Source organism: Luteimonas sp. MC1572, assembly GCF_016615815.1.
In the GTDB taxonomy this organism is placed as follows: Bacteria; Pseudomonadota; Gammaproteobacteria; order Xanthomonadales; family Xanthomonadaceae; genus Luteimonas.
The window spans coordinates 1272347-1286313 of the sequence record NZ_CP067112.1 but is presented as its reverse complement, the minus strand read 5'-3'; the positions used below and the strand labels follow the sequence as shown (position 1 = coordinate 1286313).

Below are 13967 nucleotides of genomic sequence, written 5' to 3'. Positions count from 1 at the left end.
TCATGCAGGCCCTCACCGCAGGCACGCGTCACGCCGCGCGCGTCACTCCCAGCTCGGCAGTTCCTGCTCAAGCGTTGCGAATCCTTCCCACGGATCCTTGCGCAAGCGCGCGGCCCGCTGCTTCGCCTTGGCGAGGTCGAACGCCGCGGGCCCGGCCACCTTGCCCAGCTCGTCCCAGCGGATCGGCGCCGCCACCGGCGCGCCCTTGCGCGCGCGCAGCGACCACGACGCCACGCTGGTGGCGCCGCGGGCGTTGCGCAGCCAGTCGATGAACATCTTTCCGGAGCGCTTGGCCTTGGACATGGTGGCCACGTAGCGGTCCGGTGCCTGCAAGGCCATCGCTTCGGCAAAGCCACCGCAGAACGCGCGCACGTCGTCCCAGTCCGGGCCGCGCGTGATCGGCGCCACCACGTGCGCGCCCTTGCCGCCCGACAGCCGCACGAAGCTCTCGAGGCCGGCTTCGGCGAGCCGCGCGCGCACATCGCGCGCCGAACGCACCACGTCCGCCCAGCCCAGCCCTTCGCCGGGGTCGAGGTCGAACACCAGCCGGTCCGGCAACTCGGGATCGTCGACCCGCGAACCCCAGGGATGGAACTCCAGCGTGTTCATCTGCACCAGGTCGATCACGCCGGCGATATCGTCGATGTAGAGGTACGGTTCCTTGCCGCTCTTCTGCTTCAGCACGATCGAGCGCACGTCGTCGCCGAGACTCTCGGCGTGGTGCTTCTGGAAGAAGCACTGGCCCTTGGTGCCGTCAGGGCAGCGCAACAGCGAAAGCGGGCGCCCGGCCAGTTCCGGCAGCATCCAGTCGGCGACGCTGCGGTAGTACTCGGCCACGTCGCCCTTGGTGTACTTGGCGCCTTCGAACACCACCCGGTCCGGGCTGGTGATGCGCCCAGCCGTCACTTCGTCCCTCGCCACCTGCGGTTCCTCCACGTCTCGCGCCGCCTTGTCGATGCGCAGGCGCTTGAAGGCCGCCTGGCGCAGCAGGCCCTCCTTGGCCCAGCCGCGGAACGCCACTTCGGCCACGAGCTCGGGGCGCACCCAGTGCACGGTGCGCAGCGGCAGCGCGATATGGCCGGGCAGCTCCACCGTCGCCTGCTTCTGCTCCAGCTTGCGCAACCGCACGGTGAGGTCACGCAGCATGGCGTCGTCGAAGCCGGTGCCCACGCGCCCCACGTAGCGCAGCCCGCCGCGCTCGCGCGTGGCCATCAGCAGCGAGCCGAAGCCGGTGCGGCTGCGCTTGGGATCGGTGTAGCCGACTACCACGAACTCGTCGGCCGACTCGTGCTTCACCTTCAGCCAGTCGTTGCCGCGGCCACCTCGGTAGAGACTGTCGGCACGCTTGCAGATGACGCCCTCGATGCCTTGGCGTCCGGTCTCGGCGAACACCTCGGCACCATGGCCGACGACGTGGTCGCTGTAGGCCAGCAGGTGCGGCGCCGCGGGCAGCAGCGACTTCAGCAGCGTCTTGCGCTCGGTCAGCGGCGAGTCGCGCAGGTCGATGCCGGCCAGGCCGACGAGATCGAATACCAGGTAGCGCAGCGCGGCCTTCGAGGTGCCGTCGATCACCCGCTGCAGCTCGGAGAAATCGCTGTGGCCGTCGGGGCCGAGCACCACCAGCTCGCCATCCAGGCAGGCGTCGGACACCGGCAGCGCGGCGACGGCTTCGGCGACTTCGGGGAAGGTCTTGTCCCAGTCCAAACCACCGCGAGAGCGCAGGCGCGCCACGCCATCGACCATGTCGACCATCAGCCTGTAGCCGTCCCATTTGATCTCGTGCAGCCAGTCGTCGCCCGGCGGTGCCGCACCCCGCAGCGTGCAAAGCTGCGGCTCGAAGCCGGCGGGAACGCCCGTGCCCTTCGCGCCCGAAAGCGCCAGCGCGGCCTTGCGCCAGCGCGCGTCGGCCTTGCGCGGGGCGCGGGGCTTGGCGGGCTTGGCGGGCTTGGCGGCCTTCGCGGCCTTGGTGGTCTTCGCGACGGGGCGCGGTTTCGACGGCGCCTCCACCAGGTCGTCGGCCTCCATGTCCGCGGCATGCGCGTCGCTGCGCTTCATCAGCAGCCATTGCGCCTGGCGCCCCGCCTTCTTCGTGCGCACCAGCTTCCACGCACCCTTCAGCTTGCTGCCACTGAGGGTGAAGTCGAGCTTGCCCGCGGCGATGCCCTCGAGCGGGTCGCCGTCGCAGGCCCAATGGCCATGGTCGAAGACATCCACGTGGCCGGCGCCGTAATGCCCTTCGGGGATGTCGCCGGCAAAGCTGGCGTAGGACAGCGGATGATCTTCCACCTCCACCGCCAGGCGCTTTTCCCCGGCGCGCAGCGAAGGGCCTTTCGGCACGGCCCAACTCTTCAGCGCGCCATCGGCCTCGAGGCGGAAATCGTAGTGGCGGCTGCTGGCGTGGTGCAGCTGCACCACGAAGATCGGGCGGTGGCCGACGCTGGTCGGGGCTTCACCCGACGGCTCGGGGGTCCCGTCGAAGCGCCGCTTGCGGGCGTATTCGCGCAGGCTCACGGCGCAGCCTCACCCGGCCTTGAGGGCAGGACCCTTCTCGGCCTTGCGCGCAGCCGCCTTCTTCGTGGCCACGGCCTTCTTCGCGGGAGCCTTCTTCGACGCGGCCTTTTTCGCCGCCTTCTTCGCAGGCGCCTTTGTCGCGGCGGCCTTCTTCGCGGCTGGCTTGCCGTCGTCGACCGCGGCCTTCTTCGCGGGCGTGCGCTTGTTGCTGCCGATGCTCTTCTGCAGCAGCGCCATGAAATCCACGACGTTCGTCGCCGCGCCCTCGGGCGCCTCGAACTCGCTTTCAGGCGGCTTCGCCACCGTGCCGTCGGCCTTCATCTTGTCGCGGATGACCTTTTCCAGCCGCTCGCGGAACTCGTCCTTGTAGCCCGCCGGATCCCACTCGCCGCTCATCGACGCGATCAGCTGCTTGGCCATCTCCAGCTCCTTGGGGCTGATCCGGTAGTCGGCGGACTTGCCCTCCGGCAGGCGGTAGTCCGCCGGTTCCACCAGCTCCTGCGGGTAGCGCAGCAGCATCAGCATCAGCGCGTCGTCGCGCGGCAGCACCGCGGCCAGGTATTCGCGGGTGCGGATCACCACCCGCGCGATGCCCGCCTGCGCGGTGGCCTTGAGGGTCTCGCGCAGCAGTACGTAGCCTTTCTCGGCCTTCTTGGCCGGTACCAGGATGTAGGGCTTCTCGTAGTACTCCGGCGGGATGGCGGAGGCGTCGACGAAGGTCTCGACCTCCACCGTCTCATGGCTCTCCGGCGCGGCGGACTTGATGTCTTCCTGCTCCAGCACGACGTAGCTGCCCTTGTCGTACTCGAAGGCCTTGACGATGTCCTTCCAGGGCACTTCCTCGCCGGTCTCGGCGTTGACCCGCTCGTAGCGCACCGGATTCTTGTCGCGCGAATCCAGCATGCGGAAATGCAGGTCGATACGGCGCTCGCCGGACATCAGCGACACCGGGACGTTGAGCAGGCCGAACGACAGGGTTCCGGTCCAGATCGGGCGCGCCATGGCGTGCCTCGCGAGAGTGTGGGGTTGTCGACGCTAGGACGGGCGCGGTGAGACACGGGTGAAGCCTGCCGCGGCCATTGCGGGCCGTATTGCCACGCCCGGACCCTTGCCATGCACCGCGGGTGCTGCTGTATACTTGCCAGCTCTTTCGGGCGGTTAGCTCAGCGGTAGAGCATTGCCTTCACACGGCAAGGGTCACAGGTTCGATCCCTGTACCGCCCACCAGATTCGCGATTGCAAAAACCCCCGGTTTCCCGGGGGTTTTTTGTTGGCCGCGACCTCAGCTGCCGAGCACGCCCTCGCGCAGGCGCGGCCAGGCGTCCAGCCATTCCGCCACGTCGCCGGCCGGCATCGGCTCCGCCACCAGGAAGCCCTGGAACATGCCGCAACCCAGCGCGCGCAGGCAGGCCAGATCCTCGGCGTTGTCCACGCCTTCGGCCACCGTGTCGACATCGAGCTCGCGCGCCAGCGCCAGCGCGGCCTGCACGACCGCGCGCCGCGAGGCGTCCCCGGCCACGCCCTGCACGAATGCCCGGTCGATCTTCAGCTCCGAGAACGGCATGTCGCGGAGTTGCGCGAGCTTGGTGAAGCCGTTGCCGAAGTCATCCAGCGCCAGGCGCACGCCCTTCAGCCGCAGCCGGCTCAGGATATCGAGCTGCGCGCGCGGCTCCGTCGGCAGGCGCGATTCCGACAGCTCCAGCACCAGGCGCTCCAACGGAAAACCGGCCTCGTCGGCCAGGGCCGCCAGGCGATCGGGGAAGTCCAACCTGCCGAGGCTGGCGAGCGACACGTTCACGGCCACATCCAGCCCGCCGGGCACCTTCCAGGAGCGTGCGTGGTCCAGCGCATTGACCAGCACCGTCCGCGTCAGCGGGGTCACGAGGCCGGCGCTCTCGGCCAGCGGCAGGAACTCCGCTGGCGGGACGACGCCGCGCACCGGGTGCTGCCAGCGCGCCAACGCCTCCACGCCCACGACCGCGCCGGTGCGCAGGTCGATCTTGGGCTGGTAGTGATTGAAGATATCGCCCGCGAGGATGGCCGCTTCCAGCTCGGCGGCGTCCGCGGACGAGGTGGATTGCGTGGGGCCATCCGTCCACGCCGCGCCGACGCCGGCGACCTCGCGTGCCTGCAGCAGCGTGCGCAGGCTGCCAGGGGTGACCGGCTTGGCCAGGCTGCCGAGCACGTCGAGGCCCTGCTGGCGGGCAAGCTGCTCGACCACCTGCAGCACGCGCGGCTCCGCGCCGCTGATCAGCACAAGCCCGCCCCGGAATTCCGTGTCGGCCAGGTGGCGCACGAATTCCACACCGTCCATCCCCGGCATGCGCAGGTCGCAGAACACCAGACCGAAGTCGGCGGGCGCCTGCGCCAACCGTGCAATCGCGTCCGCACCACTCGAACTCAGTTCGATGCCGGCGTAGCCGCTGTCCTTCAGGCCCATCGCGCGCAGCTGGATCTGCAGCAGGCGGGTGGTGAAATCGTCGTCGTCGACTATCAGGATCTTCAAGCGTTGCTCCTTCCCTGCCACGGCGACGCAGGCGGCTGCGCCGCACGCCAATGCCGCATCGCCGCAAGCGCGGCATCAAGTTCCCCCACCACCGCGGTGACCGCGGGTTTGATCCGGGCGAGGCGGCCGGCCCCCCCGTACGCCTCGAGTTCGGCGCACAGTTCTCCCAGCACCATCGCGCCCAGCGCGCGGGACGAGGATTTCAGCGAATGGGCGAGCATGGCCGCCTGTCCGGCATCGCCGTCCGCTGCGGCCTGCAGCAGGCCCGCACGCATCCCGGTCGCGACCTCGTCGAAGCATTCGACGAGTTCCACCATGGCTTGTGGCTCGTCACCCGAAATATCACGCAGCACCCGCACGTCGAATGGCATGCCCCCTCCCTGGAGCAGCTGGATCACGACGATTGCTGCCTTGCAACATGCTACCGGGAGCGCCTCTGGCGGCCCGTGCGGGCTGTCACACACCCGGGTTACAAGTTCAAACCGGAACTGGCCTACCGCACGGGGAAATCGTGGAAGGTCGCCGGCGCCGGCTCCGGCTCCAGCGTGTAGTGCCACCACTCCATCGGATAATTGGCGAAGCCCGCCTCTTCCATCGCGGTGCGCAGCAGCTCGCGGTTGCGGCGCACCTCCGGCTCGGTGCCCGGATGGTCGGTATTGGCACGCGCGTCGAAGAAATCGAACGGCGTGCCCATGTCGAGTGCCTCGCAGCGGTCGGCCTCACAGCGCAGCAGCGTCAGGTCGACGGTCGCGCCCCGGCTGTGGCCGGAGCGTTCGGAGATGTAGCCGCCGAGCAACGCGTGCTTGTCGATGTCCGGGTAGTACGCCGCCTTGGTGGACTGGTCGGTCGGGTCGGACGCCCAGCGCACGAAGCTGCGCACGGCGCGCATCGGCCGGTAGCAGTCGAAGATCCGCAGGCGGCGACCATCGCGCCGCAGGGCAAGCTCGACCCGCGCCAGCGCCTCTGCCGCCGGTCGCAGCAGGTAGCAGCGCGGCGCTTCATAGCCGTCCACCGGCGCCCCGGTGAAGTTGTGGCTGCCCGAATAGCGGATGTCGAGGTCGATGCCCGGTGCCAGCGTGGCGATGTCGACCATGCCTGCGGCTGCGGCTTCGCCGCTCGCCACAGCACAATCGCCGACGCGCATGAATGCCAGGTCCTCAAAGTCGTAGCTGAAGTCCGCGTCGGGATCGACCTTGGCCATCGCAAGCCGGGCCGGGCCGTCGCCCTCGCCTGCGCGGAAGTCGAGCCAGGCGTGCGCGTCGGTGTCCAACGTGTCCCACTCGACCAGCATGCGATCGCCGGACGCCAACACGCGGCCGGCAAGCCTGGGCGACTTCGCGGCCACCATGCGGACCTCGCCGCCGCGCTCGCACACCGACGCTTCGCCGAACCATGGATCGCGATAGATGCCCAGCCAGCGCGCCATCGCGGTCGGCGCCACAGGCATGCGTGATGCCGGGGCGGTCTCCGCAACGGCGCCGTCAAGCGCGCCTGCGGCAGGGGCCGCTTCACGCGCCGCGGCCAGCGCTTCGGCGTAGTACGCCACCGTGCGCGCTTCCTGCGGCGCGGTGAACTGCTTCACCAGCACCTGGTTGAGCACCGTGCGCGCCTCGTCCGCGTCGCCATTGATCAGCAGTACGAAACCAACGCCCTTCTCCGGCAGCAGCGTGAGCGCCGAGTACATGCCCGACAGCGTGCCCGTGTGCGAAACCTTCCACGTGCCGTCGACGTCGGTCAGCCGCCAGCCGTAGCCGTACGCGGAAAAATGACTGCCATCCCATTCGCGCATGCGCCGCGACAGCGGCATCGGCATGTGCGCCACCCACGCGGCCTCGCGTTGGCCCTGCGAAAGCCAGGGCTTGCCATCGACCAGCCCGTGCCGATCCGGCTGCAGCCACATCCGCGCCCAGGCCAGCATGTCGTCCAGGCTGCAGCGGATGCCGCCGGCCGCGGCCATCGGCATGTTCGCGATCACGTCGCCATCGCTACGCACCGCGACATTGCGCCCATCGCGGCGCGCGTGCGGCAACGCCACATTGCCGGCCTCGACGGCGTTCCACTCGCCAACGCGGCAGCGCTCGAGGCCGAGTGGTGCAAACACCTCGCGCCGCATCAGTTCTTCGTACGACGCCCCGCCTGCCGCCGCCGCGACCTCCCCGGCTACGATGTACAGCGTGTTGTCATACGCATAGCGCGAACGGAAGCTCCAGCGCGGCTTGAGGTGCGCAAGGCCTGCGACCACTTCGTCACGCGTGAAATCGTTGGGCTCCGGCCACAGCATCAGGTCGCCCGCGCCTGGCCCCAGGCCACTGTTGTGGATCAGCAGGTCGCGCACCTGGATCTCGCGCGTCACCCAGTCCTCGTGCATGCGGAAGCCCGGCAGGTGCTTCACCACCGGGTCGTCCTATGCGAGCTTGCCGGCGTCGACCAGCCGCGCGAGAAGCGCCGCGGTCATCGCCTTGGAATTGGATGCGATCTTGAAGATCGTATTCCGGTCTATGGCCTCCCCGCTCCCGGCCGCGACTTCTCCACGCACCTCGACCTGCCGCACCTCGCCATCGACGATCACGCCGACTGCGATGCCGGGCAGCTGGTATCGCGCAACCGCGTCGTCCACGGCGGCGACGATCGCAGGCGTTGCCGGTCCGGCAGCGAGTGCCTGGCCTGCAGCACAAAAAAAAGCAGCCGCCAGGGCGGCTGTTGAAACACGGTTCGTGCGTATTGCCAATGCGGTCTCCCTTCTCCGAAGACGCCACCCCTCGCCACCGGCATGCACCGGCGGCGAGGGTCACGTGATCAGAAGTTGTAAGTCACGACCAGCTGCGCATAACGCGGCGCCTGCCATGCCGTGCCTTGACCGAAGTGCGGCATCCGGACACCCGGCTGCGCCTCATAGCGCGAGTGCACGTTGATGACCGCCTGGTTGTTGAACAGGTTGTAGACCGACAGACGCGCCTTGAGATCGATACCCTCCACCGGCAGGGTCCAGGTCACGTTGGCGCCCATGTCCCACATCCACGGCATGCGGCCGAATGCGCCACGCTCCGTATAGACCAGTTCCCGCGTGGCCAGGCTGGAACAGTTGGCCACGCACAGCCAACCCGAACCACCGCCGCTGAACTCGCCGGGACCCATGGCGCGGTTGTCGTTGGGCCAGACCACGCCGAACGCAGTGATCGGTCCACCGGAACGCGCCGAGAGCGTCGAGCCGAAGCTCCACATCTCGTTGACCTTGTAGCTGCCGCGCAGCTTGATCTGGTGGCGGAAATCGTTGAACAGCACGCCGTAGCGTTCATTGACGGCCGGGTGGTCGTAATGCTGCACCAGGTTGGTGTCGGCATATCCGGTATCCGAGTTCACCGGGCCTTCGATGTTGCCCTCGCTCTTGGACCAGAGATAGCTGGCGTTGAACGCCCACTTGTCGTCCCAGGCGCGGTCAAGCTGGAATTCGACCGCCTTGTAGGTGCGCCTCGGCTTCTTGTAACCCATCAGGGCATTGCTGCCGGTCGCCCGGTAACCTTCCTGGGAGCTGTCGAACTCGAACCACTCGTCGGTCGACTCGCACCAGAGCGTCGCGGAATCACCGGCGTTGATGATCGGGAAACTGGAGTAGCCGGGGCACGCAGCGACCGCGTTGATGCGCACGTCTTCGACCGCACGCGTCACCTTGCGATAGGTGGCGTTGACGCCATACGACCACTCCTGGTTCAGCGCCTGCTGGAAGCCCAGGATGAATTCGTCCTGGAAGACCATCTTGAGGTCGCGGGCGACTTCGGTGCGCAGGTCATCAGGCGCGGGAATCGTGCCGTCGGTGTTGACCGGGCCGATCTGCGGGCCCAGGTCCGGGGCAAGGTAGGGAGCACCGGTGATCGGGTGCGGTGCCTCGACCCAGCCATTGAGCACGTAGTAGGTGTGTTCGTCCGTGGTCCCGCCACCGAAGTAGTCCGCCAGCTTGTTGGTCAGCGGCAGGTAGTAGCGGCCCGCGTTGCCGAACAGCTTGGTCGTGCCATCGCCCTTCATGTCCCAGCTGAAGCCGACGCGTGGCGCGATCATGTCGCCGAAGCTGGCCTCGGCAAAGGTCGATCCGGACGCGAGCTTGTTATGGAACTTGTCGGCGCGCAGGCCGAGGTTCAGGAGCAGGTTCGGGGTGACGTTCCAGTTGTCCTCCACGTAGAACGCCTGCGCCTCGGTCGTAACCGGGGAACCGGTGATGTAACGGCGCGCATCGATGATGCGAGTGACTCCAACAGGAATGATTGCACCATTGGGAAGCAGGCCACCCGGGGTTGCCGCTTGCGCCTGGTAGCTGACGCCGTCACCGGGGTAGACCACCGAACTGTCGGAGTCCATCACCTCCTGATCGACGCCGAAGCGCAGCAAGTGGTCGCCGACCGTCCACTCGAAATCGAGCCGGGTGGCCTCGCGCTTGTCGTACCGGCTGCTGATGCTGGCATTGGTCGGATGGCAGCCTTCCTGCATGGTGCGCGGGCCGAAGGCGGTGGTGTAGTTGCCTGCCCGCGTCACGATGCTGCAATCGCCATCGAGCGGGGTACCGGCGAGGGCGCTACGCTCGTTCACGCCGAACATCGCCTTGGCGAGGAAGTTGTCGGTGAAGTGGCCGGTGTAGGTGACCGACCAGTTGTCGCCGCCCGAGCCTGCGGTACTGCCTCCCCGCCAGACGCCCCGCTCCCCGGTTTCCCAGTCGTACGCGTAGTTGGTGGTGTTCGAGTCCGCCTTGTCGGAGAACGCGAGCAGTTCCACGAGGTGGTTGTCGTTGATCCGCCAATCGACTTTGGCGCCCCAGAAGTCGTTGTCATTCTTGGTGTACCAGGCCTGGCCGGTATCGATGTCCCGCGGGTTGCTGTCGCGTTTTTCGTACATGGCAAAGAAGAACAGCGTGTCCTGGACGATGGCGCCGGAGGCCCATACGTTGGTCTTGTAGAACGAGCTGTCGTCACGGCTCCGGCGATCGCGCTCGTCGAGGCTGCCGTCCCTGTGGAAGCGGTCCTCCCGCGCGGATGACCAGGCCGACGGCTCCATCGTGACCTCGGCACCGGCCTTGAACTCGTTGCTGCCGGACCGCGTGACCGCATTGATAACGCCGCCGGTCGTACGCCCGAACTCCGCCGAATAGCCGCCGGTCTTGACCTGGAACTCCTCGTAGAAGCCGAAGGGGACCGATGAAAATCCCTGGCGCCGGTACGGGTCGGTCACATTCAGGCCGTTGATATAGACGCCGTTCTCCGCCACCGACGAGCCGCCAAAGGTCAGGCCTCCGAAAGTGGCGCCCGAGGAAACCACGCCCGGCGCCAGCAGTGCCACCGAAGCCAGGCTCTGGTCGACCGGCAGGCGCGCAAGCTCCTCGCGCCGGATATTGGTGGCCGACTCCGTCGATTGCACGTCCACCCGGTTCAACACGCGCGACCCGAGCACCTGGATCCCCGCAAGGTTTGCAATGGTGCCATCACTGGCCAGGTTCACCGTGGTGGTGCCACCCAGCGCCACATTGACCGGGATGGGATCGCCAACCTGCTGTCCCCCGCGCGTGACCTGGATGTCGTAGTCGCCCACCTGCAGCTGACCAAGGCGGTAGCTGCCGTCGCCACTTGCCGTCACCGTTCGCGTCAGGCCCGTGCTGGTGCTGGTGATGGTGATCTGGTCGCCGGCGCTGGCGCGGCCCGCCACCGAGCCGGTTGCGCTCTGCGCCATCACCATCGGCGTCATGGTGGACATGCACGCTCCCAGCGCGATGCTGAGTGCGGCGCGACGGAATCTGGTACGGCTGGCCTTCATTGCTGTTCTCCCCGGAACATGTGCGTGATGGTTGGCTCTGGTCAGGTACGTTCATCGGCATCGCGTGGCAGCAACTGCCACTCGAAGCCGTAATCCCACTGGTCGAAATACAGGTTGCCCCCTGCCCACTCGGCTTCCCCGCGCTGCAGGTCGACGGTTTCCGAGCGGACGTGCTGCTTGGCCGGCACGAGTTCGCGCGACCAGTCGTCGTTGAAGGCGATGCGGTACGCGTCCATGCCGCCGAAATAGAACCCTGCGAGCGCATCGCCGGCGCCCGGCAGTCGGCCGAAAGTGACATCCATCGGCACCCAGCCATACGGGGCCAGGTACATCCAGCCCCAGTCGTGCATGTTGTTGTAGTCGCCGTCGGAGAAGATCCAGCCCGACTGCCAACGCGCGGGAATGCCGTTCATGCGCAGCAGGGTGATCAGCAGCAGCGTCTGCTGGCCGCAATCTGCATGGCCTTGCTCGAGCGCGTGCTGGCCGATGTTGCTGATGGTGGAATACTCGCGCGCGCCAGCCCACGGCAGCGCGTCCACCGCAGCGAACAGCTTCTGCGCGATGCGATACGGATTGGTCTCGCCAGCCACGACCTGTGCGGACTTCAGCCGCATCGCATCGTTGAACACGACGTGCGGCGCGCGTTCGGCCACGAACGGCGCGAGCTCCGGCGTGATCTCCGCCTGCACCACCTTGTCGGGATCGATGTCGGCGTACTGGCCGAACGTGGTCAGTTCGTAGCTGATCGAGAACGCGGTCGGCTTGCCGGCAACGGCGGGGGCCTCGAGGTACACGGTCCGCTGCAGCGTGCTTTCCGGCGCGATGCGGTGTGCGCCAGGCTCGCTCGACAGGAACCGGATGTCCTCCTGCTGCCCCGCAAGCGCGCGCGGATACGGTATCCACACACGTACGGTCTCACCGGCCGGCACCGCATCGGCATCCACGGTCAGCGACTGGGTCACGCGCACACGACGCGGCGCCGCGGCCAGCGCGCCACTGGCCAGCGCGGCCTCGCGCACCTCGGCGTGGTGCGGATGGGCGGCCTCCAGCGGGCTGTCGTTGAACTTCGGCGGCGTGGTCCGGCGCTGCCGTGCCTCCCCGCTCAGGCGATACAGGTTGGAAGGCCCGCGGTTGAACCAGCGGCGCTCGCTATCGATCACCCGCGCTTCGATCAATCCGGCCGCGTCCCATCGCGCGAACTCCGCATCGTCGAGGTCGGGAATATCGCGGCGCAGGCGCGCCTTGGCTGAATCTTCGTCAAGGCTGAAGTCGATCAGGATGCGGCGCATGCGCTCGCGCTGGAATTCAAGCGCCATGCGCTGGCCGGAGGTGGGTCCCTCCTGCGCGAGTGCGGCGGCGATCAGCTTGTCGGCGCCGGCAAAATCGCCGGCATCCACCAGCTCCACGATCGCCACAGGTGCCGCGAGCCGCGCGCCGATGTCGGCGTTGGCAGTGCTGGCGTGCGAAGCCGGCGGCGACTGGCCGGCGCTCGCCTGCATGGCAGTCGCAAGCAGCAGCACGCACGCTCCCCATCGCAGCAGGCTGTGGCCCGCACGTCGTGGCATCCGGTCGGAAAAAACGCCCGCGATCTGCACCCCTGACCCACTCCTCGCCCCTGGGGACGGCTTCGATGGCTGTGTAACATGGCGTTCACAGGTCGTCAATAATTTATTCTTTTGTATTGATTTCCGCGAATGATGTATTCCATGATCAAGCCCGGCCTCGACATTCCGGGGAGGGGACGACCCATGCGATTCGCAGCCCTGCTGCTCTGCCTGCTGTTCGCCGCGCCCGCGCTGTCCGCGCGTGAACCGGTCTCCACGCCTGCGCACGACGTGCCGGGCATCGTCGAGGCGCAGCTCGCGCCGGACTACTGGATTGCGCGCCTGCGCCAGCCCGACCGCGTGATCCTCAGCCGCGACCAGATCGCGCAGCAGAACGTGCGCATGCACGACGAAGATCCCTCACTGCACGACATCGCTGCCCTGCCCGGCACGCTGGAGGCCGACCAGGTCACGGCGTGGATCACCGCGCTGTCGGTGATGCCCGAACGCGAGCTCTACGACGAGACCGGCGCCGTGGGCACCAAGCGGCAGATGGCTCGCATCGAAGCCAACCTCGCGCTGAAGTCCATCCCGCAGACCCAGGTCACCCGTTACGGCATGGCGGTGCGCCGCGCGGCCCTGCGCACCTTCCCCACCCGCCTGCGCGTGTTCAATTCGCCCGGCGACACCGACATCGATCGCTTCCAGGAAAGCGCGCTGTTCCCCGGCGACCCGGTGGCCATCGTGCATGAGAGCCGCGACCGCGCCTGGTACTTCGTGGTCAGCCAGCGCTACGCCGCGTGGGTCGAGAAGGACGCCATCGCGCAGGGCGACAAGCAGGCGGTGCTGGAATACGGCCGCCGCGCGCCCTATCTGGTGGTCACCGGCGCCACCGCGCGCACCGTCTACACCCCCGAGCGGCCCGAGGTCTCCGATGTGCAGCTCGACATGGGCGTGCGCGTGCCGGTGCTGGCCGACTGGCCGGGCGACCGCGAGGTCAACGGCCAGCATCCTTATGCCGGACACGTCGTCGAACTCCCTGTGCGTGCCGCCGACGGCACGCTCGAATTCGCGCCGGCACTGATCCCGCGTTCGGCCGACGTCGCCAACGACTACCTGCCGCTGACCGAAGCCAACCTCATCCGCCAGGCGTTCAAGTTCCTCGGCGAACGCTACGGCTGGGGCCACTCGTACAACGCGCGCGACTGCAGCGGCTTCGTGTCCGAGGTCTACCGCAGCTTCGGCGTGCTGGTGCCGCGCAACACCCGCGACCAGTCGGTCAGCCCCGCGCTGAACCGCCTCCCGCTCACCGCGGAGGACGATCACGACAAGCGCCGCAAGGTACTGCGCGAGGCGCGCGTCGGCGACCTGGTCTACATCCCCGGCCACGTGATGATGATGCTCGGCCATGTCGATGGCGCGCCCTACGCCATCCACGACACCAGCGGCATGACCTACCGCCGCGACGACGGCGAGCTGCGCCGCCTGGACCTCAACGGTGTGGTGGTGACGCCGATCCTGCCGATGCTGTCGAACGCGGACACGCCGACCATCGATCGCATCACCAGCATCCAGCGCATCCGGCCCTGATGCCCACACGCGTGCCCCCCAAC

General features: G+C 67.8%; 8 protein-coding genes, 1 tRNA gene and 1 pseudogene. 2 read left to right on the top strand and 8 right to left on the bottom strand.

Annotated features, from left to right (window positions below):
• Nucleotides 1-42: 42 nt before the first annotated feature.
• Both ligD and JGR64_RS05815 read right to left on the bottom strand, forming a co-directional pair.
• Complete coding sequence (gene ligD / locus JGR64_RS05820; RefSeq protein ID WP_199372458.1) at nucleotides 43-2511, bottom strand: DNA ligase D; 2469 nt, start codon at nucleotides 2509-2511, stop codon at nucleotides 43-45.
• Between the two features lie 9 nt (nucleotides 2512-2520).
• Complete coding sequence (locus JGR64_RS05815) at nucleotides 2521-3513, bottom strand: Ku protein (protein ID WP_199372457.1); 993 nt, start codon at nucleotides 3511-3513, stop codon at nucleotides 2521-2523.
• Nucleotides 3514-3663: 150 nt separating this feature from the next.
• Here JGR64_RS05815 and JGR64_RS05810 point away from each other — a divergent pair.
• A tRNA-Val gene (locus JGR64_RS05810) sits at nucleotides 3664-3738 on the top strand.
• A gap of 55 nt (nucleotides 3739-3793) precedes the next feature.
• Here JGR64_RS05810 and JGR64_RS05805 read toward each other — a convergent pair.
• The 6 genes and pseudogenes from JGR64_RS05805 to JGR64_RS05780 all read right to left on the bottom strand — a co-directional run bounded on the left by JGR64_RS05805 (nucleotide 3794) and on the right by JGR64_RS05780 (nucleotide 12375).
• Complete coding sequence (locus JGR64_RS05805; protein ID WP_199372456.1) at nucleotides 3794-5017, bottom strand: EAL domain-containing response regulator; 1224 nt, start codon at nucleotides 5015-5017, stop codon at nucleotides 3794-3796.
• Entirely contained in the window at nucleotides 5014-5388 is a 375-nt protein-coding gene (locus JGR64_RS05800; protein WP_199372455.1) for an Hpt domain-containing protein, read from the bottom strand. Before JGR64_RS05800 ends, JGR64_RS05805 begins: the two co-directional genes overlap by 4 nt.
• Before the next feature lie 122 nt (nucleotides 5389-5510).
• On the bottom strand, nucleotides 5511-6161 hold the full coding sequence (locus JGR64_RS05795; protein ID WP_233348055.1) for a M15 family metallopeptidase: 651 nt from the start codon (nucleotides 6159-6161) through the stop codon (nucleotides 5511-5513).
• Nucleotides 6162-6167: 6 nt separating this feature from the next.
• Nucleotides 6168-7634, bottom strand: a pseudogene (locus tag JGR64_RS05790) (serine hydrolase); the annotation flags it as partial.
• A 179-nt stretch (nucleotides 7635-7813) separates the two neighbouring features.
• Entirely contained in the window at nucleotides 7814-10750 is a 2937-nt protein-coding gene (locus tag JGR64_RS05785; protein ID WP_233347985.1) for a TonB-dependent receptor, read from the bottom strand.
• Between the two features lie 101 nt (nucleotides 10751-10851).
• Nucleotides 10852-12375, bottom strand: coding sequence for a transglutaminase domain-containing protein (locus tag JGR64_RS05780; protein WP_233347984.1), 1524 nt, complete (start codon nucleotides 12373-12375; stop codon nucleotides 10852-10854).
• A gap of 183 nt (nucleotides 12376-12558) precedes the next feature.
• Between JGR64_RS05780 and JGR64_RS05775 the strand changes: the two genes are divergently transcribed.
• Nucleotides 12559-13944 (top strand): SH3 domain-containing protein, encoded by a 1386-nt coding sequence (locus JGR64_RS05775; protein ID WP_199372453.1) that lies wholly within the window; start codon nucleotides 12559-12561, stop codon nucleotides 13942-13944.
• Nucleotides 13945-13967: the final 23 nt, after the last annotated feature.